Source organism: Legionella qingyii (assembly GCF_003184185.1).
On record NZ_QHJG01000002.1, the window covers coordinates 138239 to 159723 of the forward strand.

Below are 21485 nucleotides of genomic sequence, written 5' to 3' on the forward strand. Positions count from 1 at the left end.
TGTCCTATTTAATTTAAATTTTAAAAAAACTTTTGATATGAAGTTTTATCTAAACTTCCTTTCGAAGCCAGAGAGGGTGCTGCGGAATTAATTGCTTCTTTAAATAGGGTTAAATTCCTTTTTTTCGACATATTTTCTAAATCATCTACTTGAGTGGGGATTAGTTCAGCATCCTCATAATCCTCTTCAGATAGCTCATCTACGTAATGGGGGTTAATCTCATTCGTATCCACCAAAACAACCTGTTTTGGTGGAGTACCCAAAGAGCCATGTTCCCAGCCCATTACAATCTTTTGTTTTCCTGCTTCGACCAATCCATCTTTTTCACCTAAATCAACCCAACGATGTCCTGAGCTGTCAATAACCAAATAGGCTTTATAAGCGGCTATCTCAGTATAAATACCTTCATGAGCTAATTTTAATTGGAGTTCCTCTATGAATGCTTTCGTCTCTCCAAGATAGCATGCAATGAACGTAATTCGTTTCACTGCTTTTAAGGAACAATCTTCTACCAAGCGTTCTACCAGCATATCTACGTCACAACTGGAAAATTTTTGTTTTCCTGGAGCACTGTGACCAATCAAGCATAAACGAGATTGAGAAGTTAATTGACTCAGATCAGGATAACTTTCAAGTAGAGATGAGTAAAATAATCGATTTTCTTCTTTAAAAAGAACTCCTAACAAATTTTTAGAGTTCTCCTTTATTACGTTCTCTGTGGTTGACTTATCAGAGAAAAATTCAACTACAACAGTTCTGTCGTAATTTCTCGTAAAAAATTTCATATGAATAAAAAATAAAAATTGTATCCTATTATACATTTTTTTGATTTCTGAGCAAAAATAACTCTATTTATATTTGGTTTTGCTTATTGGCAAGTAGGCGGTAGGTGAATTGTCAACACACCTTAGATTTGTTGATGTATCTTCTGGGTTCAGCTTTGCTTTCACCCAGAATGTAGTGCTTTGTATTTTTAAGCTTCTTGATGATGTGAATTATCTTTTGTTGATTCTATGTTCCCATGGGACGTATAAACACTGATCGCATTTGTTTGATTTCCTGACAGTGTATTGACAATTTCTTGACGGATATAAAGATTATTGGCTATTACTTGTCCATTTACTGCGTTTAATTCGCGACAGCGTGAGAGAAGTTCAGCAAGCTTAATATTAAGTTGATTGATCTGATTTACCTCTTCAATACTACAATCCTTAAGAAATTCTGTTAAAACCTGATTCATAGTTTGATTGGGATCGGTATGATTAATAATTTGCATCCGTTGTTTGGCGCTTTCTTCTAATTTATTCGATAATTCCTGTTTCTTATTCGCAAACTCTTCAAGTCTGTTAAATTCTCGAGACATCAATATTTCTTTTTCTTCAACTAACAAAGAATTGAGCGTTTCTATCCAATTAATTTCTTGTGCCAAACAGCTACTCAATACTTTCTCTTTATTATCCATATAATTGCCCTTAGAAATTAAGCTGGTTCTACATTTAACATTTTCATGGCAATTTTGTCACTATCAATCTGATAATTTCCCAGCGCTATTTCTGTTTTGAAATATAAAACTCGAGCCTCATTGATTTCAGATGTTTCCTTAAGGGAGTTTTTTATTGCCTCTAATTGCTTGGAGGTGTCACTGATGCTGACAAGTGAAGAGGGATCTTCAATCAAACTTTTGATTTTTTCTTGATGTGTTGTTTTTAAACGATTGTCTGCATCTAAAGTTTTTACAGGAACTGCATCGCTGATTTGATTAAACATAATTTATCCTCAATCACGTTTGACTTCTAAATTTATCGGCCGCATTTTAAAAATCTTTAGTAAATTTTAATTAGTTATTGATTTTTTTAGATAATAACATTCACTTTCTTTGCATCAGTAATCTGAGCTTCAATAACTTTTTTGGAAGAAAGATTACGCACTTTAATGGTTTCACCTAATGTACCATCTTCCAGAGCCACACCATCCATACTAACAGTTAAATTATTATCATTGACTACAATAGAAACATGTTCTCCTTTATTAATCAATTTTGCTGCCTCAATATTATGAGGATTCAGCGGGCTATTAGGTGAAATATTTTGTTTACAAATTTGTCCTACTAATAAGTCCTTTTCAGTGAAATAGCCTTTATTTAATCGTTGTACATCCATTTCTGTTTGATAGATATCATCTTGAGTAAGTCGACTGCCTTTTATTAGAGCACGTTTTGCGACATAGATCGTTTTTAAAACGGTTATTTTAACAGGAACATACAAGGACCAGTGATTGTCATTTTCTTGGCATTTAATACCCATTGTACTGGTACTTAAGATAGGGGATTGGTAGGGGTTAAAAACAAGGAGCTTATCTTCAGCACATGCTTTGAGATTTAAACGAGAATCAATTTTATCCGCCGTAACCCGAATTGTTCCCTCTTTATATGAAGAAAGTTCATTGCGTATATGTTGTTCTATTTTGTTCGTTAATACTTCAAGTGATTGTATTGTATCAGCATGTAATCCTGTACTTGCAAAAAATAGTAAAACACTTAGTATGCACTTGTTCACAAATAATCCCTCTTTGAGTAACTTGTTGTAAATAGCAAATATTATGCCAATTTCAGGAGAATTACATGATGATTCGTTTCAGTATTTATGCAGCGATTTTATGGATATGCCAATTACCGGTTCATGCAGAAACTCATCATCCTCAAGAGTTCTTGCAATCAATTAGTGGTACCAAAAATGAAGGCGAACAAATTTATCATCATTTTTGTGCAAATTGTCATGAAAAAAAACCATTAATTCCTCTCGGTGCGCCCAGAATTGGCGAAGAATCCGATTGGAAAATGCGTTTAAAACAAGGGATGGAGGTACTCTTTAAGCATACTGACGAGGGTCTAAATGCAATGCCTGCAAGAGGGGGGTGCTTTGAGTGTACTGATAAACAGTTAATGCGCGCCATCCAATTTATGCTTCCAAAACAACCCCAAAAGTAATCATTTAATAGTCTTAGAGCGCATAAAAAAAACACAGTGTAAAAAATATTTATAAAAAAACCTAAACCTATTTTTAAATCTCCCGATAAATAAGAAAAAAAGAGGGAGAAATAAAGTGAAAAAATATCTAGTGTTGGTACCAGTGTGTGCTTTAGCAACATCCTGTGCTTCCATGGATAGGTCAGTCCCTGTAGTTGATGATGCAGGCTATACTCATTATACGATGAGCATGCAATCAGACCATAAGGGCTCAAATTACTTTCCCATGAAAAGACCGGCAACAGGGAAAAAAGTGATTGTATTTGACCCTAAAGCAACAGCATGGGCAGCTTACGATAGAGACGGTAATAGGGTAAATACTGGTAGTGCTTCCGGGGGAAAGGATTTCTGTGAAGATGCTGGTAAACCATGTCGTACTGTAACCGGAACATTCAGTGTTTATTCTAAAAAAGGCGAAGATTGTACCTCCAGTATTTATCCATTAGAAACACATGGTGGTGCAAAAATGCCATACTGTATGCATTTCCATGGGGGCTATTCCATTCATGCAGCATATGAAGTACCTAATTACAATGCAAGCCATGGTTGCATCCGTGTTTTACCCAGTGCAGCAAAATGGTTAAACGAAGATTTTGCTGATATTGGTACGACAGTGATTGTTAAACCCTACTAATCAGTTTGGCATCAGTGATGTTTTGGTGTCCTATTAGCGAAGAATCAGCATGATAATCTCCACTTCTGCCCTGCGTTATGCAGGGCTTTTTCATTTGATTTTTTCAGAAACTCTACTTTAGAAGATGATTGCTTCGTCGATATGGTACTCGAATCATTATGTATTTGCGTACACACCCTGGTTGGGCACTGCATGTCTCCTCGCACTCCTCTCTCTGTAGTGTGTTTCCGAAGAAATCTATTATATACATTCATTTTTGCTGACTAATAACTTGCTAATAAGAGAATCGCAATTTACTATCGTGTTTTTTAAATCTGGATGCATGACATTATGATTCTTTGTATTGATGTTGGAAACTCTCATATCTATGGTGGTGTTTTTGATGGAGAAGAGATAAAGCTTCGTTTTCGTCATACCTCTAAAGTAAGTACATCTGATGAACTGGGCATCTTTTTAAAAAGTGTTTTAAGAGAAAATAATTGTTCTCCGGAATCAATTAAACAGATTGGTATTTGTTCTGTGGTACCCCAAATTGATTACTCCTTGCGTTCAGCCTGTGTTAAATACTTTTCTCTAGAACCTTTTTTGTTGCAGGCTGGAGTTAAAACGGGTCTTAATATCAAATATCGCAACCCCATTGAAGTCGGGGCTGACCGAATAGCCAATGCAATTGCAGCAACTCATAGTCATCCAAACCAAAATGTGATTGTTATTGATTTCGGCACTGCAACTACCTTTTGTGTTATTAGTGCTCAAAAAGCATATATGGGCGGTGCAATTTTACCTGGAGTTAGGCTCTCTGTTGATGCTTTATCAAAAAATACAGCAAAATTACCTGCTGTAGAAATCATAAAAACTGAAAATGCAGTGGGGCGCTCGACAATAGAAAGCATTCAATCCGGTGTTTATTATGGTGCAATTGGTGCTTGCCGTGAATTGATTCAACGTCTGAATCAGGAGGCTTTTGGCGCTGAAAAAGCATTGGTATTGGCAACAGGTGGTTTTGCCTCCTTATTTGAAAAACAAGGCTTGTATGATCATCTGGTTCCTGATTTGGTTCTGCAAGGAATAAGACTCGCTGCGTTGATGAATTGAATAAGCCAAATGTAGATAAAAATACCAAGCTTTTTTGGTTCTTCTGGGCAGTATTTTAATGCATAGTCTTTAGTTAGAGGTAAAACCTTGTGCGAACCAGACTTAAAGTCATATGTCTGTAATCCAAATTCATTGTGCATCACTTCATAAATCTTATGTTTTAAATAGCTCCTTTTTAAATAAAGCATTTCCTAATTTCCTGCATGATTGGATGAAATCCATAAAGCAGGTCTCAATTTTTTAATTCAATGCATGGTCGCAATTTTTTCATGCAAATCAATTTTTAATCATTCGTTTCATAATCCATCAATAAATTAACTAAAAAGTGGTTTTTTATCTTGACGCATGGAGAAATGTGTTTCTATAGTGTAGAAAAGTGGGGTAAAATATTAAAAAAGTGGAGAATTGTGGAAGAAAAAAACTTCCACATAAAAAAACATGTTTCGCGGAATAAATGCCATCACCATTGATACTAAAGGGCGCTTAGCAATCCCTACGCGTTATCGATCCGCGCTGGGTGCTGAAGATAAAACGCCTTTGGTGGTGACTATTGATACTGAGGAAACATGCTTATTGCTCTATACCGCGGCTCAATGGCAGATAATTGAAGATAATTTGCAGAAATTACCCAGTTTTAATGCTGCCGCACGAAGAATACAGCGTTTATTGATTGGACATGCGACTGATGTCGAATTAGACGCGAATGGGCGGGTGTTACTACCCACTGTTTTAAGAAATTATGCACAGTTGGAAAAAGATGTAGTGATGATAGGCCAAGGAAATAAATTTGAAGTTTGGAATAAGGATCTTTGGGAAACCCGACGTGAACAATGGTTGGCTGAGGAAAGTTCCGGAACTAGTGGCTTACCCGATGAAATGAAAACGTTTTCTTTGTAATGGAAACAAAAATGGCAATGCATCAATCAGTATTACTTCATGAATCAATAGAAGCCCTGGCGATTAAAAGTGGAGGCATCTATTTTGACGGTACTTTTGGCCGTGGAGGTCATAGTAGGGAAATTTTGCGTCATTTAAACGATCAAGGTCGTTTATATGCCATCGATAAAGATCTGGAAGCAATCGCATATGCCAGGGAACATTTTGGCCAAGATAAGCGTTTTCATATATTTCAAGGTTCATTTGCACGAATTGAGGAGTTTGCCACCGAAGCAGGAGTGTTGGGAAAAGTAGATGGTATTTTGTTGGATTTAGGCGTGTCTTCACCACAATTGGATAATCCAGAAAGAGGTTTTAGCTTTATGCAGCAAGGACCATTGGATATGCGCATGGATTTATCTCAACCAATGAGTGCTGCGCGATTTGTTAATGAAGCCGAAGCAGAAGAAATGGCTTCTGTTTTCAGATTGTATGGTGAGGAACGTTTTGCAGGCCGAATCGCAAAGGCAATTGTTGCTGCAAGAAATATAGCTCCTATTTCCACAACCTTGCAATTGGCAGAAATTGTGAAAGAAGCAAATCCTAAATGGGAAAAACACAAGCATCCTGCAACACGTGTGTTTCAAGCAATACGAATTTACATCAATCAGGAATTAAATGATTTAAAGAGTTGTCTGGAGCAATGTCTAAATGTTCTAGCGCCGCAAGGAAGGCTGGCAGTGATTAGTTTTCACTCCCTGGAGGATCGCATAGTCAAACAATTTATGCGTAATAAAGAAGAAGGGGCCAAGCCTCCCCCGGAAGTGCCCATTCGTTATGAGGCATTAAAAACAAATTTTAAAAGAATAGGTAAGGCGATTATGCCACAAGAAGTTGAAGTAAAAGAGAATGTTAGATCTCGAAGTGCTGTACTAAGAATAGGGGAGAAATTAGCATGAACGCTGCGGCGAAAGTAATCAATCAAGGTACCTTATTTAATGGTCAACTGGCAGATATGCATATGTCAAAATCATTATATATGCTGATTATATTATTAGTTGCAGTGTTAGTGAGTGCTTTGGCTGTTGTATATAGTACCAATTCATACCGAGTGACTTTAAGTAAAGTAGAACAACAGGAGCAGTTAACTCACTATTTACAGCTGCAATGGGGGCAATTACTCTTAGAACAAGCAAGTTTAGCTACACCCGCACGAGTAGAGGAGTTGGCTGCTGAAAAATTACAAATGGTTTTACCAACATCCACAAATACTTATTGGTTACAAGCACAGCAGTAGAAGTTTTTGTTTTAAACGAGTACCATTGCCGTTTGGTTTTAGTGTAACGTAGCCTGGGTGGAGTATGATGGTAACCTGGGAGTTTTTGTGCAATCAAACCCAGGTTATGGCATGGCCTTTACCCTGGCTACAGATGGATTATATCCATGAAAAACTCAACTCATTTAAACAGACTGATTGTAGTATCTACTTTTTTTGCATTGATTTTACTCATTTTGATTTGGCGTATGGTTGATCTCACTGTACTGCATCGCCAATTTTTACAAGGGCAAGGAAATGCCCGCAGTTTGCGGGTTGTAGATATTCCTGCACATCGAGGGATGATCATGGACAGGAATGGTACTCCTTTAGCAATTAGTACTCCTGTAGAATCGGTATGGGTGAATCCGAAAGAGTTTTCACCCGACAAAGAACAATTTATGTCCTTAGCTGAATATCTCAATTTAACTCCCCAGCAATTAAGTAGAAAAATAGTAGATGCAGAAAAAAAAGAATTGGAATTTCTCTATCTACAAAGACAATTGCCACCGCCCTTGGCTAAAAAAATAAAAACGTTAAAAATCCCTGGTGTTAATTTTCAAAAGGAATTCAAACGTTATTATCCTGATTCGGACAGCATTTCCCAATTAATCGGATTTACCAACGTAGATGATCAAGGTCTGGAGGGAATTGAACTTGCTTATCAAGACTGGCTGAAGGGGGTTGTTGGTAAAAAAAGAGTGATAAAAGATCGTTTAGGACGAATTATTGAAGAACTAGGTGTGATAAAAGAACCACGTCCGGGACGTGACATGGCTTTAAGTATTGATAGGCGTTTACAATATTTAGCATACAGTGAATTAAATAAAACGGTTGATGAATTTGCTGCAAAATCGGGTTCTGTTGTGGTAGTTGATACAGAAAACGGTGAGATTTTGGCTATGGCTAATGTTCCTTCGTATAATCCCAATTCTCGGGGACGCTACGATAAAGATACTTACAGGAACCGAGCTGTTACCGATACATTTGAGCCTGGTTCAGTCATTAAAACGTTTAGTATTGCCAGTGCCTTGGAAACCGGTCTATTTAAGCCCTCAACGATTATTGATACGAATCCAAGTTGGATGAGTGTTCAAGGCCGTACGGTTCGCGATATTCATAATTATGGTGTCCTTGATGTAACGGGTGTATTGCAACACTCAAGTAACGTAGGGGTCACAAAGATGGTTTTAGCCAGCCCTCCAGAACAATTAATTGGATTGCTGCAGCGTTGCGGTTTTGGACAACGAACAGAAAGTACTTATCCTGGGGAAAGTGAGGGAGGAATTGTTAGTGTTAAAGATGCAAAACCGTTTGTATTGGCAACATTAAGCTTCGGTTATGGCTTGTCGGTTACAGCATTGCAATTAGCTAAGGCTAATATGGTTTTTGCGAATAAAGGTAAATTGATTCCAGTAACTTTACTGCATAATGATCCACCAACAGCAGGTGTGCAGGTAATGAAATCTGAGACAGCTCAACAGGTTTTATCTATGATGGAAGCAGTTTTAGGGAAAGATGGTACTGGAAAAGCAGCAAGAGTACCTGGTTATCGAGTAGCAGGAAAGACAGGGACAGCACGTGTAGCTGGAAAGGATGGCTATAAGGACAGAAAATATACTGCAAGTTTTATAGGTATTGCACCGGTTTCAAAACCCAAGTTTGTTGTAGTAGTAATAATTCATGAACCTTCACGTAAAGGTTATTATGCTGCAGCAGTTGCAGCTCCCCTTTTTGCTAAAGTGATGTCGGGGGCTTTGCGATTGTTTAATATACCTACTGATGAGCTGGTAGGGTAAAGCGCGGCCCGTAAACGATCTTTATAAATGTAGCCTAGGTAGCATAGCGGAACTGGGATGCAGTATTTCATAAACTGGGTTTCTCTGCGCTGCATCCAGGCTATTTTTTAGAACTATTAGGAACCTAGTGATGAAACTTTCACAATTATTAAAACCTTGGATGCATCACGTAAAATCGGATTGTACCGTGACAGGTCTGGAAAATGACAGTCGTCGCATTCAACCAGGGGATTTGTTTGTAGCTTATGCAGGTGCAGCAGCTGATGGCCGTTTATTTATAAATAAAGCTGTTTCCGCCGGTGCTGTTGCGATTGCTTATGATCCCTCTCATTTCCCCAAGGACTACATATTACCTGAGTCGATTCCTTGTATTCCTGTTCCAGAGTTAGCGACGCAGCTGGCCGCAATTGCAAAGCAGTTTTATGACGATCCTGGTCGCCATTTAACGATAACCGGAGTAACTGGAACCAACGGCAAAACAACAATTGCCTATCAATTAGCTCAGGCCCATCGTTTACTGGGACAAGGAGCAGCATATATTGGTACAATTGGACAAGGTAATGTAGATAACCTCCAATTATTGGATAATACAACTCCTGATGCGCTGTGTTTACAGAGGTTATTACATCAATATAAAAATCAAGGTATCAGGCAAGTATGCATGGAAGTATCTTCTCATGCTCTTGCCCAGCATCGAGTTGATGCGATTGAATTCAAGCAGGCAATATTTACCAATCTAACACTGGATCATCTGGATTATCATATAAATATGGAAAATTATGCAGCTGCAAAGGCCATGTTGTTTGCCAGAGAATCATTACAATGGGCGATTATTAATCAAGATGATCCTTATCAAAGAATAATGGCGGAGGCAGTTAAGCCTCATGTAAAGAAATTAGCTTATGGAATACACCAGAATTGTGATGTAAAAGTCGTAGATTGGTCCATGGATATAAAGGGTACAGAAATTGAAGTGCGCTCACCATGGGGACAGCATCAATTAAGAATAAAAGCCCTAGGACAATTTAATATTTATAATAGCTTAGCTGTATTTAGTAGTTTATTGGCTTCTGATTATGCACCTACGCAAGTTGTAGAGGTGATGACAGAATTAAGAGCAGCTCCCGGAAGGATGGAAATTATTGCCAATGCTCCTTATGTACTTGTAGATTATGCACATACTCCCGATGCATTGGAAAATGCGCTGCTTACTTTAAATCAATTAAAAAAAGGTCGTTTGTGGGTGGTGTTTGGTTGTGGGGGTGACAGGGATAAAAGCAAGAGACCGGTGATGGGACGTGTTGCAAGTAAGCTTGCGGATCAAATCATAATTACCAGTGATAACCCACGCACAGAAGATCCACAAATTATTGTCAATGAGATAGCACAAGGTATACCAAAATCTTCCAATGTCATTCAACTTGTTGAGCGTGAAGAAGCAATTGCCTATGCATTAAATGAAGCCGCTGAAAATGATGTGATATTAATTGCAGGTAAAGGACATGAGGCCTATCAACAGATTGGCTCAGTAAAATATGCTTTTTCAGATCAAGAGGTAGTAAAAAGATTAATCCATAAATAATTTGGTTAGATGATTTGTAAAACAGAGGGTTGTAATTTTTTGTAGCCTGGGTTTCATGAAACGTCACCCAAGCTACAGTTTTTCTTAACGAGCTTTATGTATGTATTGCTTGAACTTCATAGGTGACATTTCTTCATAGTCTTTAATTGCCACTGCAAAAAGGTCAGGGTTATTTGTTTCATAAATACAAACTAATTCATCGCCTTGACCAGACTCAGGAATACCTGGAGCAGTCAAACCTGCTAAAATATCATTAGTGATATCTATTGTATCTTCTTCAGATTCTGCCTCTACAGGCCCAATCGCAAATCCCCAGCTAGAAGAAGTATTGTAGTGATTTACTGAATAACCAATATAATAATTGTAACCAAGCTGCGAAGCCATTGTAATTCCTACAGATTGAATATCACTCAATTTAGGACATACAGCTTCCTCTGCAAAAGCCGAACCAGCGAGAACTAATGCTGCTGCAAAAGTTGATAATTTTACTCCTAAAGACATAACACATACTCCTTTGTTTTTTAAAATCGGAAAAAGAGTATCATTTGATTTCCTAATTTACAATGGACCAGTTTGGATTTAATAATGAGCATCAAGCTATCAATTTGAGCTCTAGTTGATCTTGTTTTTATATACCTAGTAATAATTTGGTTTTATAGTTCAAAATTGAGTCCGCAAAGTATTGAGAAAAGTCATGGCGCGTTTGATGATTTTTACGCAAATTTAAGAATGCAGCTTTTTTGTCCGTAGCCTGTTTTAATGAAGAAGTTTCTTCAATGGGGTTGTAAATTTCTAAAATAGTTTCGTACCATAATTTATCCTTTTCATAGCTTAAAAATTGAGGCAACGAAGGAACTGCAAATTGTGGTGGAGCAAGACCTGCAATTTGGTGCAAAGCGGAGCTTACCAAAGCAATAGCAGCATATTTCGCCTCAAGACTATGACCGGCAATATGGGGGGTACAGATAGTGGCTTTATCGATGATTCGTGGGTTAATCTCAGGTTCATTAAGATATACATCGGTGCAATAGATTAGTGGTTTTGATGAGTGGAGAAGTTCTTCTTCATTAACAATTCCACCTCGTGCTGCATTGATAATAATGCAACCGGGTTTTAAGCGATCGAGAAAATTTTGATTAATTAAATTGGCAGTAGGATAGGGATGATTACTATGTAACTCTGCATGGATACATAGCAGATCAACTTGATACAATTCCTCTAAAGTACAACTTTGAAAAGCAGCAGGTTCACGTTTTGCTTTGAGAGGATCATAAGTGACAATTTCAAAATCGGCTGCTTGTAACCGTGCAGCAACCCTGGTTCCCACTTTTCCAAGACCAATGATGCCTGCTTTATTCCCATGGATAAGATGTTGTTGTTCCAGAAAAGAAAGACACGCAACCACATAATCAGCAACTGCTTGCGCATTAGAGCCTTTTGCGTCGATTACCTGAATATTCTGAGAGTCTAGCCAGAAGTGATCCAGATGATCAGTACCACTACTTGCAGTAGCAACATACTGCAAACGATGATTTTTTAATAAAGATTGATTTACTTTTAGCGTAGAACGACAAAGGAGAATATCTTGTCCGGGAAGTAACTGAGCTATTTCGTCGGGACGATTATATTCGGTTAAGTGAAAAGGCTTTGGAAAAGCCTGCTTCAATCCTGGAAGTGAGGCATCAGCAAGAATATTCATAGCGAATACTTATTCCATATCAAAAGAATGTACCATCTAAAATTTTTGTATTGAGCTCTCAAATCGTCAGCATTCATATCTTAAAAATGGAGCTTAGTGCGATAAGTCCTAGATTGATTAATGGGGTCAGTATCATGCCCAAAACACCTGTAAACACTAAAAGAATTAGAATAAAAAATCCATAGGGTTCTATTTTGGAGTAGGTCATAGCTTGTTTAGGAGGTAAAAGGCTACTAACTACTCGACTCCCATCTAGAGGTGGAATTGGCAGTAAATTTAATGCGGCCAAAATCAAATTAATAAATACACCTGCTTGAGCTGTAGCGTAAAGAAAAAGCACTGCCATCGAGGTGTTTGGATTTAAGATAAGGGCGATTTTGTCACAGGCAGCCCATAAAAATGCCATAAGAATATTCGCAAATGGTCCCGCAAGAGTTACCAGAATCATATCACGTCTAGGGTGACGCAATTGGTTCCAGTTAATTGGGACCGGTTTTGCATAACCAATGACAAAATTAAATTGAGTTAAAATACCAACCAGTAAGGGTATGAAGACAGTACCTATCGGGTCAATATGACGAAGAGGATTTAAACTTAATCGACCAAACATTTTTGCTGTAGTATCTCCACAACGATATGCAACGTACGCATGAGCTGCTTCATGTAAGGTGATGGCAAGTAAAATGGGAATGGCCCAAATACATATTTTTTGGATCAAAGTAAATTCTATCATTAAAAAAAACTGACCAGTAATCAATGTATTCTGATTCTATCGAATAGTTGCTTCCAATAACAAGTAAAATGGATCTAAAGTCTCCTTTTCTCTCGATGTCTTTCATTTTTAACGCGATTTCTTAGTTCTACTTGATGCAAGATGATTTTTTTAAATTGTTGATTAAAATGCAGTCATAAAGTTGATTGCTTGATCTGTGCGTGATAACATTCTGGCCGAAATTTAACTAGTCTAGGAGACAAAATGCCAGTATTGAATAAATTGCAGCCGGAACTTGTTAAGGCATTAGGTAAAGCGAGAAATTTTGAAGAGCAATATGAAGCCTTACGTAAAAAGAGCAACAGTGAATCGCTTAGAGATAATCAAGATGCAATTACATACGTTGATAACGTAATTAAAAGATATAAATTAATCAAAGGAACATCTCCCAGCTCTTCAGATTTAACAATACTAAGAGACTCTTATCTTAAACTGTTGAAAGAACATGCAGCTGAAGTCAGTGTGCTCTCATTTTCTAAACCAGAAGATGTTGCTTCCCGACTTAAAGAACTCGATTTTGACTCCGATACAATTGACAAAATGACTAAAGGCTTAGAGCAGGCAGGAGGTGATGAAGATACAGGCATCGCTCTTTTATTATCATTGATCATCTGCGAGCAAACACTTGAAAGTTGTTCTAGAAACGAACATGGGCATCCTAGTCGTCGTTTTTAATAAATTTAGACATTAGGAAGAGTAATTATGTTAGTGATGAAAGATTGTGCTATTGAGCCAGGTGATATTTTGTTTGTTGTCTCCAATAGCAATAAGCCTTGGGGGCGCTTAAAACAGGCGGCCCAATCACTAACTACTGCCGGCAACAAACATGGACATAAAGAAGTAATTACGGTGTTTGTTTGTACAGGTAAAAATAAATATGGCGTCATCTGTCATAATTATGAACGACAAATGAGCGTATCAACAGAAGCATTCATTCAGAATCTCCAAGAAAGCACTATAGAAGAATTGACAACGTTACTTCTGAGCTATTGCAATACGGAATTCAATGCAACCCAAATAAAAAACGCGCTAGCAGGCGGTTCTCTGTGGATGAAGCGATTGGCTGCTGAAATGACTGGAAATGAGGATTCAGATGAATTAATCAAGCGATTCCTTACTGCTACTCAAGAACGAAAAGCAAAACTAATTCAGTTACTGGTTACCTTCTGGCGTGCTTCAGGAGAAGCAGAAGTTCTGCCTGCGGTTCATTCAAGCTTATTAGTGTTTAAACATACTGATAGTGAACAAAGACAGAAATTTCTTACTGCATATCAAGAACAAGTTAAGGTTACTGAACGACTTCATAAACAAGGAAAAAGCCGAACCAGTTTCTGGGCTGTGATTAAATCTCTTTTTCAATGGTCAAATCAGCAGGATAAAAAAGACAGAGAAGGTATTACTCCCTCTGATGCAACGTTCTGTTCACAAAATGTGATGCAAGTTTTAAATCAGGTCGATCCTAATCTTGTACACAGAGGAAGACATGTGCTACCCAAAACCCTGGAGGCTGGACTTCGTGAAGCAACAAAATGTAGAAAAAAATCAGATGAAACTGTAAATCAGGGGCAGATTGATGATTTCGAAACGATGATTGCAGCGCAAGAACAATTTCTCCCTCCATTTAGCTTGCAAATTTTACCTGCAACCGGTAAAGAATTGATGAGCACATTATTGGCGGTGGTCGATAATGAAATTAAGCGGATTGAAACCAAACGATGGGCTAATCAAGAGGATAGAAAGAAAGCATCCGATTTGAAACAACTCCTTTTACCCTTTCGTGCTGAAAAATATCAAAAATATCCCATTAATTTGCAGGTTGATGTTGCATTAAAGCTTATTGCAACGTTACTCCCGACGCTACAGAGAAAAACAGGTTGGTTAGGTGAATGGTTCCCAGCAACTTCCTATGCCAATGTGCGGGCATTTGCCCGAACCCAAGGTATTTTTGACGGGGATATTCGTGACACATTGGAGAAATTAAAGAGTAATCCTTCACCCACTATTGAAGAGGAGGAGATGAACGAAGAAGAGGGTGATGATCTTGAGTCATTATCTACTGGTCAAATTTATATTTTCTCTGACTGGTCGTTTTCCAGTTGGCCAACAAGTAAACGTGAGTTGATGCTAAAGCATATGCTTGGTTTGCTTGCTGAAGGACATGAGCTATATACCTGGGAGAACGGACAACTGATCAAAAGAGATAAAGAGTCCTTAAAAAGTGCGATTAATGGTGCGGATTTTGATGATTTACTGGCTTCCAAATTAAAACCAGCAAACCAGGCTACAGTGCTTGCACAAGCACAACACCAACAATTAGATACAACACAAATTCATTTTCTTGATTATAAATTTTGTCGAGAATTGACAGATGATCGTGAGTCTATTGAGACACATCTTAATCAGGTTGCAGCAATATTTTCATCTAAATTAGATGAACAGCATTTAAACCAAACCAAGCAAAGAATTATTGATATAGAGCTTGCAAATTCTACATACGATCAAAAAGAGCAATTAGAAATGCAGACCTTGAAAAAGCGGATTGCAACTCAGAATGGAATAAAACAAAAAACATATCGAAGTGGTATCGATACCAGGGCTTTCGTGTCTCAACCATCACATCGAGAACCAATATTTAGATCAATTGATTTACTGAGTTTGACACCATCCGCAAAGTATTACCGTAATGAAGTGTATTCCGATCTGGTGATTCATGAAAATCCATCATCGCCATTTGAATATTTTGAATTAGTGGGAATGAATGCGACCGAAAATCTGGTGGGCTGTAAATATCAGTTTCATCCTGAAGGGTTAACAGAAAAACTAATCAATAATAGAAAAAAAGAATCAAATCTAGTTCTATTAGAAGGAAAAAAAAGATTAAGTTTGACAGAAGATTGGCAGGCTTTGCCATCTTTGCATCCAGGTGAAACATTACTGGATATCGCAATTAAAGGATTAAAAAAGGACGATTTTGAAATAAAGTACTCTAAGGAAAATCGTTTACATTACATTCGATTACTTAAACCAACAGCCGAGCCACGAGAAGCTTTTACTAATTTATTGCTACGTATGCACAAGAATTATCGAGCAAATCCTGTTTTTAATACGTTGAGTGCACTTTCTTCAGAGCACCAACAGATTCATCGCTTATTAATGAAATACCTCAAGTTTGGTAAAGATCGTGGAAAACTACGTAATGCCACTGGGGTCACGGTACATAACGGTAATGAATATCTTCAGGAAGCGAGAAAATTAAGTGTTGCAAGTTGTCGTATAAGAGCTATTGCTTTTAAAGAGGAAATGCAACAATTGTATCCTGAAGTTCCTGTCTCTATTGTTGTTAACTCAGATCATTGCTTTGTTGAGATGGAGTTGGATGGTCAATGGCAGAGATATTGTCTGGGTGGATATAGAGATACTCCAAGTTTAGTGGAATCAGTTAGGGAAGACACTTTAACGTCTACATACTCAAATTCTAAAAAGCAACAGTTTTTTACCGATAAACCGAAACAGCAGCCACAGGGTGATTTTCTTGTTGAAGAAGATATGTTCATCAACAATTTTGCTTAAAAAATACAAATGTTAGGGTGAATATTTTTAAGTTACTATGTAGCTTGGGTGAAACGCAGCGAAACCATGATGTTCCTGCGAGTATGTTGGATTTTGTGTCATGTGCCACCACAACCGAATTTTAATTGTTTGGTTTTATTAATAGCCCCCTTGGTTACAAATGTAATGACAACAAGTACTTGCATTAGTTTTTTAGAAAATCTTGTTAAATCCAAGTTAATGTATTTCCTTGCTTAATAAATGGATTTTGAATTGTTATTCTTCTTGATTTTTATGTAAACAAATCACTTGCTCGACTTTATGCTTTTATGAATAAGACCTTCTTTAATTACTTGTAGTAAGATGACTTTATTAAGATTCATTGAATGATTACAATGATTAAAAATTTTTAGGTTATAGGGAAATGCCAATATTAGATAAAATTTTGGGAAAACCTCTTTCTTCAAAGTCAAGGAAAAAGCAAGAATTATCAGTATTAACTGGAGTTCCTGCACTGGGATTAGACTCATTATCTTCGACAGCTTATGGTCCCGAAGCTGCACTCACAGTGTTATTATCAGCGGGGATAATAGGATTACATTATTTTTTTACTATTTCTCTATTAGTTGTTCTTGTTCTTGTGTCTTTATATTTTTCTTATAGACAAACAGCCGCAGCCTATCCACAAGGAGGAGGGTCATATATTGTTGCCAGTGATAATCTTGGGCGGAATTATGGTTTGGGGGCAGCAATTTCATTAATATTGGATTATTTGTTAAATGTTACGGTCGGAATATCGGCAGGTGTTGGTGCCATAGTATCGGCAATTCCGTCATTACATCCTTATACGCTTATATTATGTCTTGCTATCTTATTAAAGCAATTCAATTTGGAATGTTGCTTTCGGATGATGTGACAGCTGTTTTTATTGATGCAGGCTCTGGAGACGTTGATCGCTTGAAGCAGCTTTGGTCTGAAAAAATTGAATTGCCAGCCCAAAAGGCAGATAAAGGAATCCCTAAATTAGAAATTATTGAATCACCTTATCGCCGCATTTATAAGCCTTTATTAAATTTTGTGAGAAAAGTAAGAAAAGAGAGGCAAAATAGACTTATTGCCCTTATTATACCTGAGTTAGTAGAACCTAAATGGTATGAGTACTTATTACATAATATCCATGCGCCAGGATTACGTGCATTGCTTTTTTTAGAGAGAGATCCACGTATGATTGTTATTACAATCCCTTGGTATTTACGTGAGAACTAAAAAGAAGGATTTGAAATTATGACGCAATTTGAAAAGTTGTTTAACTTTATGAAAAAACCTTGGGTTATTATTTTTTATGCAATTTTTGTTATTTTAGCCTATTATTTTTTAGATCGGTTGTTGGCAATTTATTTTCATCAGTTGAATCTTGAGGCCAAATTACCCTTTTTGGGTGTATTGACTGCCTTGGGCAAATGGATTGCTTATATTGTTTTGTTTTTTATTGCAGGATTGTATTTCCGATACATACAAGTTAATACTGTTTACGAAAATCGATCTTGGTATTTACTTGGTTGTGTGCTTTTAGCCAATTTGGTGTGTTTGATTTTGAAAGTTGCTTTGAGTCGTGCTCGTCCTGAGTTATTGTTCGCAAGTAATGAGTTTGGATTTTATTGGTTTAAATTGAGTTCAAATTATTGGTCTTTGCCTTCAGGGCATACAACAACAGTCATGAGTTTGGCTGCAGGATTGGGAATTCTTTTTCCTCGTTATTTTTATGTTTTACTTGTTGTTGCCCTGTTAGTTGCGGCATCAAGAATCTTGTTATGCTTTCATTATTTAAGTGATGTGATGAGTGCATTTTATATTAGTCTGTTGGTTGTTGGCTTTTTTACTGAATATGTTAAACGGAAGAATTGGTTCCATAAAATGGATTGTACTGTAAGATAACTAAGACTCTGGAGGGCCACCAGAGTTTTAACAGTATCGATCCTGATAGCCAATCTAGGGAGAGGTTATGACTATAGAGACTGAATTAAAAACTCTGGTTAGTATCTATGCCAGTTATGATGAAGAAAAAAAATGTTATAACAGTGAATTGAATCAAGAAGCTCTTTTACGCCTGGATGCTGATTTTATTAAATTAATTAATAAGTTGTTGCTTAAGGACGGTCCAGATAAAGCAAGAATTAAAAAAAATTATAAGAAATTGTCTTTAAATTTTCATCCAGACCTTATCGAAAGGTTTAGCCCAGAAGTCAAATGGATTGAGAAAAATTTATCTGAAGCTCGCAATGACGGGGCTTGTTTTAAAACATTAAGCCTCTGTTACGGAAAACTTACCTCACCCCAGGATTTTAAATCCATTAAATTTGATGAAATTACTACTCGGGAAGATCTTAAAAAGTGGATAGAACATTTAAGGAATACTTCTAGAACATTTACCGAGCGTAATTTTTATGCAAGCCTTCTAGGATTGCTTGACCAGTCAACAGGATATTTTGACGAAGTCGGAAAAATAAAACCGAAGGGTATACGTGCTTTAATTTCATTTCTTCCAATGGTTTTCATTAGTTTTGGTACTTTTGTTTTTGTAGAAGAATTATTTGCTGTTTATGCACTTTATTTCGCTTTGTTAAAAGGTGGACAGTATATTGGGTCTACCAACTCACAAGAATTGCAAAAACTTGGAACTACTTTGCAAAAAATTACTATGGTTTCTGCTACAACCACTACTACTTTATTAGTTCGTTTACTTGAAATGACTTTTTGGGCATCCAGACAATGCTATGAGATGAGTCTGCAAATAGGCTCCTCTCTTTTAACGCCATTAATTTGTGCTTCTCCTGAAATGAAATTTGATGCATCAATGGTCGATGAAAATTTATGCCGCGAATTAATTCTTGCAAGTCAAAATCAAAGTGTTAGTGAGAACTTCAAAACCCCCCAATTAAAAATGATTGCGGCGCCAATTGAATCGTACCTTGGATTATTAGAACTGCAATTTTTTAGAAATTGGCGAGCAGGAGGCGGGAAATATCGCGCATTAGATGCATTTTTATTGAGAATGCGTGTTATAGATAAAGACGATGAATTGAAGATTGAAGAGAAAATTGCTCAAACCTATGAAGCGTTGCAAATTGTGAAAGAAAATCCCAGTGTTTATACTGAGGGAGGAAAAACCGCCTTAGCAGTTGATCGGGCTGAACGTGTAATTAATCTCCTAAAAGAAGACTCTCAGATACAACTTTCTTTATTGGGTATGACTTAGTTCTTTGGCGATAGAAAAGCAATTTTGCGACTAGTTATCTTGTTTCATACTAAATTTTATGCATTATATCTGATGACGATATCGTTATCGAATTCGGTTAAATAAAAATAACCCCTTGAATTTAGCACGGTATCTCTGGCAAGATGCATTTGTTTTGATTATCCAGTGAGGAATTATGAAAATTCTCGTGGCAGTGAAGCGTGTAATCGACCCCTATGTCAAAATTCGGGTCAAATCGGACCATTCCGGAGTTGAAACACAAAATATTAAAATGGCAATGAATCCCTTTGATGAAATTGCTGTAGAAGAAGCATTACGCTTACGTGAAAATAATTGGGCTACCGAAGTGATTGCAGTAAGTATTGGCGGAGATAGTTCGCAAGAAACATTGCGGCATGCTTTGGCATTAGGTGCTGATAGAGCCGTTTTGGTTCATACTGAAGACTCATTGGAAAGCCTTAATATCGCTAAAATATTAAAAAAGATTGTTGATGATGAAAAACCAGATTTAGTATTGATGGGTAAGCAAGCTATTGATGGTGATAATAATCAAACGCCACAAATGTTGGCTGCTCTATTAAATTGGCCACAGGCTACATATGCTTCTAAAATAGAAGCAACAAGCGATCATCTGCAAGTCACTCGTGAAATTGACGGAGGTCTTGAAACAATAAGTGTGCATTTGCCCGCAGTAGTGAGTACCGATTTACGCTTAAATGAGCCACGATACGCCAGCCTCCCCAATATTATGAAAGCCAAAAAGAAACCGTTGGATATTAGGAAACTGGATAGTCTGGGATTGTCACTTAAAAAACATATTGAAGTATTAAATGTTACTGCTCCACCGACTCGTAGTGGTGGAGTTAAAGTTGACTCAGTGACCGAATTATTGGATAAATTACAGCATGAAGCCAAAGTGCTTTGATAAGGGGGAGTGATGAGCACTTTAGTACTCGTTGAACATGATAATCAAACATTACACCCATCTACTCGTAATGCTTTAGCTGCGGCATTGGAGTTGGATAAAGAACCGACCTTACTTATTGTAGGACATCAATGCAAGGCAGTAGCAGAGCAGGCTGCAACTCTTGCAGGAGTAAATGCCGTTTGGTACGTTGATAAACCTTGTTATGAACATGCTTTAGCAGAGCAATTAAGCGATTTGATTCTTTCCTTTGCGCATTCATTTAATGCCATAATCGTATCTGCCAGCACTTTTGGTAAAAATATTGCTCCACGTATCGCAGCTCGACTGGATGTAGCTCAAGTTTCTGATGTTAGTAAAATTATTGATAAAGATACCTTTGAACATCCAATATATGCAGGTAATGCAATAGAAACAGTACGCGTTCTTGATTCCATAAAAGTTTTAACCATTAGAGCAACAGCATTTAATCCAGTAACCGCAAGTCAGGGAAGTTGTTTGGTTGAACAAATTGATAAAGAATTTATCGCCAAAGAAAGCCAATTTGTTAAGCATGAGTTAAGCACGTCTGAGCGACCTGATTTAGGCAGTGCCAAAATTGTTGTCTCTGGTGGAAGAGGGTTGCAAAGTGCTGAGAAGTTTCAGTTGATCGAAGAATTAGCTGATGAGCTTGGTGCTGCTGTGGGAGCATCCCGTGCTGCTGTAGATGCAGGGTTTGTTCCTAATGATTATCAAGTGGGGCAAACCGGAAGGATAGTTGCACCAATGCTTTATATTGCTGTGGGAATTTCTGGCGCTGTACAGCATTTGGCAGGGATGAAAGACTCTAAGATTATTGTTGCAATCAATAAGGATGAAGATGCCCCTATTTTTCAAATCGCTGACTATGGTTTGGTTGGTGATTTATTCGAGCTCGTGCCGCAGTTAATAGCACAATTAAAAAACCGTTAGAGGGGAA

General features: G+C 37.3%; 23 protein-coding genes. 16 read left to right on the forward strand and 7 right to left on the reverse strand.

Translation table 11 applies throughout. From position 1 onward, the window contains the following. Positions 1 to 20: 20 nt before the first annotated feature. The 4 genes from DGG96_RS01580 to flgA all read right to left on the reverse strand — a co-directional run bounded on the left by DGG96_RS01580 (position 21) and on the right by flgA (position 2555). On the reverse strand, positions 21 to 821 hold the full coding sequence (locus tag DGG96_RS01580) for a C80 family cysteine peptidase (RefSeq protein WP_233593688.1): 801 nt from the start codon (positions 819 to 821) through the stop codon (positions 21 to 23). 152 nt (positions 822 to 973) lie between these two features. After that, entirely contained in the window at positions 974 to 1462 is a 489-nt protein-coding gene (locus DGG96_RS01585; RefSeq protein WP_110141268.1) for a flagella synthesis protein FlgN, read from the reverse strand. 17 nt (positions 1463 to 1479) lie between these two features. Then, entirely contained in the window at positions 1480 to 1767 is a 288-nt protein-coding gene (flgM, locus tag DGG96_RS01590; protein ID WP_110141269.1) for a flagellar biosynthesis anti-sigma factor FlgM, read from the reverse strand. 86 nt (positions 1768 to 1853) lie between these two features. Continuing rightward, the gene (gene flgA / locus DGG96_RS01595) at positions 1854 to 2555 is read right to left on the reverse strand and encodes a flagellar basal body P-ring formation chaperone FlgA (protein ID WP_110141270.1); all 702 of its coding nucleotides are present in this window, start codon (positions 2553 to 2555) and stop codon (positions 1854 to 1856) included. Between the two features lie 65 nt (positions 2556 to 2620). Between flgA and DGG96_RS01600 the strand changes: the two genes are divergently transcribed. The 8 genes from DGG96_RS01600 (at position 2621) to DGG96_RS01635 (ending at position 10326) form a co-directional block, all read left to right on the forward strand. After that, entirely contained in the window at positions 2621 to 2986 is a 366-nt protein-coding gene (locus DGG96_RS01600; RefSeq protein WP_110141271.1) for a c-type cytochrome, read from the forward strand. Between the two features lie 115 nt (positions 2987 to 3101). Then, on the forward strand, positions 3102 to 3659 hold the full coding sequence (locus DGG96_RS01605) for a L,D-transpeptidase (RefSeq protein WP_110141272.1): 558 nt from the start codon (positions 3102 to 3104) through the stop codon (positions 3657 to 3659). Between the two features lie 330 nt (positions 3660 to 3989). Continuing rightward, a complete protein-coding gene (locus tag DGG96_RS01610; protein WP_110141350.1) occupies positions 3990 to 4754 on the forward strand; it encodes a type III pantothenate kinase in 765 nt (254 codons plus the stop codon). Positions 4755 to 5192: 438 nt separating this feature from the next. Continuing rightward, the gene (gene mraZ / locus DGG96_RS01615; RefSeq protein ID WP_110141273.1) at positions 5193 to 5651 is read left to right on the forward strand and encodes a division/cell wall cluster transcriptional repressor MraZ; all 459 of its coding nucleotides are present in this window, start codon (positions 5193 to 5195) and stop codon (positions 5649 to 5651) included. An 11-nt stretch (positions 5652 to 5662) separates the two neighbouring features. Then, on the forward strand, positions 5663 to 6589 hold the full coding sequence (gene rsmH, locus DGG96_RS01620; protein WP_110141351.1) for a 16S rRNA (cytosine(1402)-N(4))-methyltransferase RsmH: 927 nt from the start codon (positions 5663 to 5665) through the stop codon (positions 6587 to 6589). Continuing rightward, complete coding sequence (ftsL, locus tag DGG96_RS01625) at positions 6586 to 6927, forward strand: cell division protein FtsL (protein ID WP_058468367.1); 342 nt, start codon at positions 6586 to 6588, stop codon at positions 6925 to 6927. The genes rsmH and ftsL overlap by 4 nt, the downstream gene beginning before the upstream one ends. Before the next feature lie 146 nt (positions 6928 to 7073). After that, positions 7074 to 8744: a peptidoglycan D,D-transpeptidase FtsI family protein gene (locus DGG96_RS01630; protein WP_110141274.1), complete on the forward strand. Its 1671-nt coding sequence runs from the start codon at positions 7074 to 7076 to the stop codon at positions 8742 to 8744. Positions 8745 to 8874: 130 nt separating this feature from the next. Beyond that, positions 8875 to 10326 (forward strand): UDP-N-acetylmuramoyl-L-alanyl-D-glutamate--2,6-diaminopimelate ligase, encoded by a 1452-nt coding sequence (locus tag DGG96_RS01635; protein ID WP_110141275.1) that lies wholly within the window; start codon positions 8875 to 8877, stop codon positions 10324 to 10326. 84 nt (positions 10327 to 10410) lie between these two features. Here DGG96_RS01635 and DGG96_RS01640 read toward each other — a convergent pair whose 3' ends face one another. The 3 genes from DGG96_RS01640 to DGG96_RS01650 form a co-directional block, all read right to left on the reverse strand. Then, positions 10411 to 10827: a DUF4949 domain-containing protein gene (locus tag DGG96_RS01640; protein WP_110141276.1), complete on the reverse strand. Its 417-nt coding sequence runs from the start codon at positions 10825 to 10827 to the stop codon at positions 10411 to 10413. 127 nt (positions 10828 to 10954) lie between these two features. Further along, entirely contained in the window at positions 10955 to 12025 is a 1071-nt protein-coding gene (locus tag DGG96_RS01645; RefSeq protein WP_110141277.1) for a 4-phosphoerythronate dehydrogenase, read from the reverse strand. 73 nt (positions 12026 to 12098) lie between these two features. Beyond that, positions 12099 to 12758 carry a site-2 protease family protein gene (locus DGG96_RS01650; RefSeq protein WP_110141352.1) on the reverse strand — a complete coding sequence of 220 codons (660 nt, stop codon included), beginning with the start codon at positions 12756 to 12758 and terminating at the stop codon, positions 12099 to 12101. A 243-nt stretch (positions 12759 to 13001) separates the two neighbouring features. On the opposite strand from DGG96_RS01650, the gene DGG96_RS01655 reads away from it, so the two are divergent. The 8 genes from DGG96_RS01655 to DGG96_RS01685 all read left to right on the forward strand — a co-directional run bounded on the left by DGG96_RS01655 (position 13002) and on the right by DGG96_RS01685 (position 21478). Beyond that, positions 13002 to 13472: a coiled coil protein gene (locus DGG96_RS01655; protein WP_110141278.1), complete on the forward strand. Its 471-nt coding sequence runs from the start codon at positions 13002 to 13004 to the stop codon at positions 13470 to 13472. A 27-nt stretch (positions 13473 to 13499) separates the two neighbouring features. Continuing rightward, positions 13500 to 16367 (forward strand): hypothetical protein, encoded by a 2868-nt coding sequence (locus tag DGG96_RS01660; protein WP_110141279.1) that lies wholly within the window; start codon positions 13500 to 13502, stop codon positions 16365 to 16367. Positions 16368 to 16770: 403 nt separating this feature from the next. Continuing rightward, positions 16771 to 17262: an APC family permease gene (locus DGG96_RS21140; protein WP_233590461.1), complete on the forward strand. Its 492-nt coding sequence runs from the start codon at positions 16771 to 16773 to the stop codon at positions 17260 to 17262. Beyond that, a complete protein-coding gene (locus DGG96_RS21145; RefSeq protein WP_233590462.1) occupies positions 17241 to 17612 on the forward strand; it encodes a hypothetical protein in 372 nt (123 codons plus the stop codon). Before DGG96_RS21140 ends, DGG96_RS21145 begins: the two co-directional genes overlap by 22 nt. Before the next feature lie 18 nt (positions 17613 to 17630). Then, a complete protein-coding gene (locus DGG96_RS01670; protein WP_110141280.1) occupies positions 17631 to 18281 on the forward strand; it encodes a phosphatase PAP2 family protein in 651 nt (216 codons plus the stop codon). A 67-nt stretch (positions 18282 to 18348) separates the two neighbouring features. Then, positions 18349 to 19602, forward strand: coding sequence for a J domain-containing protein (locus DGG96_RS01675; RefSeq protein WP_110141281.1), 1254 nt, complete (start codon positions 18349 to 18351; stop codon positions 19600 to 19602). A gap of 175 nt (positions 19603 to 19777) precedes the next feature. Beyond that, positions 19778 to 20527: an electron transfer flavoprotein subunit beta/FixA family protein gene (locus DGG96_RS01680; protein WP_110141282.1), complete on the forward strand. Its 750-nt coding sequence runs from the start codon at positions 19778 to 19780 to the stop codon at positions 20525 to 20527. 12 nt (positions 20528 to 20539) lie between these two features. Beyond that, positions 20540 to 21478 carry an electron transfer flavoprotein subunit alpha/FixB family protein gene (locus DGG96_RS01685; RefSeq protein WP_110141283.1) on the forward strand — a complete coding sequence of 313 codons (939 nt, stop codon included), beginning with the start codon at positions 20540 to 20542 and terminating at the stop codon, positions 21476 to 21478. Positions 21479 to 21485 lie beyond the last annotated feature (7 nt).

What these genes read in the sequence shown, in the direction of transcription:
- DGG96_RS01655 (WP_110141278.1), top strand. Translation starts at nt 13,002, where the DNA reads ATGCCAGTATTGAATAAATTGCAGCCGGAACTTGTTAAGGCATTAGGT.
- DGG96_RS01635 (WP_110141275.1), top strand. Translation starts at nt 8,875, where the DNA reads ATGAAACTTTCACAATTATTAAAACCTTGGATGCATCACGTAAAATCG.
- DGG96_RS01660 (WP_110141279.1), top strand. Translation starts at nt 13,500, where the DNA reads ATGTTAGTGATGAAAGATTGTGCTATTGAGCCAGGTGATATTTTGTTT.
- rsmH (WP_110141351.1), top strand. Translation starts at nt 5,663, where the DNA reads ATGGCAATGCATCAATCAGTATTACTTCATGAATCAATAGAAGCCCTG.
- DGG96_RS01640 (WP_110141276.1), bottom strand. Translation starts at nt 10,827, where the DNA reads ATGTCTTTAGGAGTAAAATTATCAACTTTTGCAGCAGCATTAGTTCTC.
- DGG96_RS01600 (WP_110141271.1), top strand. Translation starts at nt 2,621, where the DNA reads ATGATGATTCGTTTCAGTATTTATGCAGCGATTTTATGGATATGCCAA.
- DGG96_RS01650 (WP_110141352.1), bottom strand. Translation starts at nt 12,758, where the DNA reads ATGATAGAATTTACTTTGATCCAAAAAATATGTATTTGGGCCATTCCC.
- DGG96_RS01630 (WP_110141274.1), top strand. Translation starts at nt 7,074, where the DNA reads ATGAAAAACTCAACTCATTTAAACAGACTGATTGTAGTATCTACTTTT.
- DGG96_RS01645 (WP_110141277.1), bottom strand. Translation starts at nt 12,025, where the DNA reads ATGAATATTCTTGCTGATGCCTCACTTCCAGGATTGAAGCAGGCTTTT.
- DGG96_RS01670 (WP_110141280.1), top strand. Translation starts at nt 17,631, where the DNA reads ATGACGCAATTTGAAAAGTTGTTTAACTTTATGAAAAAACCTTGGGTT.
- DGG96_RS01610 (WP_110141350.1), top strand. Translation starts at nt 3,990, where the DNA reads ATGATTCTTTGTATTGATGTTGGAAACTCTCATATCTATGGTGGTGTT.
- DGG96_RS01675 (WP_110141281.1), top strand. Translation starts at nt 18,349, where the DNA reads ATGACTATAGAGACTGAATTAAAAACTCTGGTTAGTATCTATGCCAGT.
- flgM (WP_110141269.1), bottom strand. Translation starts at nt 1,767, where the DNA reads ATGTTTAATCAAATCAGCGATGCAGTTCCTGTAAAAACTTTAGATGCA.
- DGG96_RS21145 (WP_233590462.1), top strand. Translation starts at nt 17,241, where the DNA reads ATGTTGCTTTCGGATGATGTGACAGCTGTTTTTATTGATGCAGGCTCT.
- mraZ (WP_110141273.1), top strand. Translation starts at nt 5,193, where the DNA reads ATGTTTCGCGGAATAAATGCCATCACCATTGATACTAAAGGGCGCTTA.
- DGG96_RS01580 (WP_233593688.1), bottom strand. Translation starts at nt 821, where the DNA reads ATGTATAATAGGATACAATTTTTATTTTTTATTCATATGAAATTTTTT.
- DGG96_RS01585 (WP_110141268.1), bottom strand. Translation starts at nt 1,462, where the DNA reads ATGGATAATAAAGAGAAAGTATTGAGTAGCTGTTTGGCACAAGAAATT.
- DGG96_RS01685 (WP_110141283.1), top strand. Translation starts at nt 20,540, where the DNA reads ATGAGCACTTTAGTACTCGTTGAACATGATAATCAAACATTACACCCA.
- ftsL (WP_058468367.1), top strand. Translation starts at nt 6,586, where the DNA reads ATGAACGCTGCGGCGAAAGTAATCAATCAAGGTACCTTATTTAATGGT.
- DGG96_RS01680 (WP_110141282.1), top strand. Translation starts at nt 19,778, where the DNA reads ATGAAAATTCTCGTGGCAGTGAAGCGTGTAATCGACCCCTATGTCAAA.
- DGG96_RS21140 (WP_233590461.1), top strand. Translation starts at nt 16,771, where the DNA reads ATGCCAATATTAGATAAAATTTTGGGAAAACCTCTTTCTTCAAAGTCA.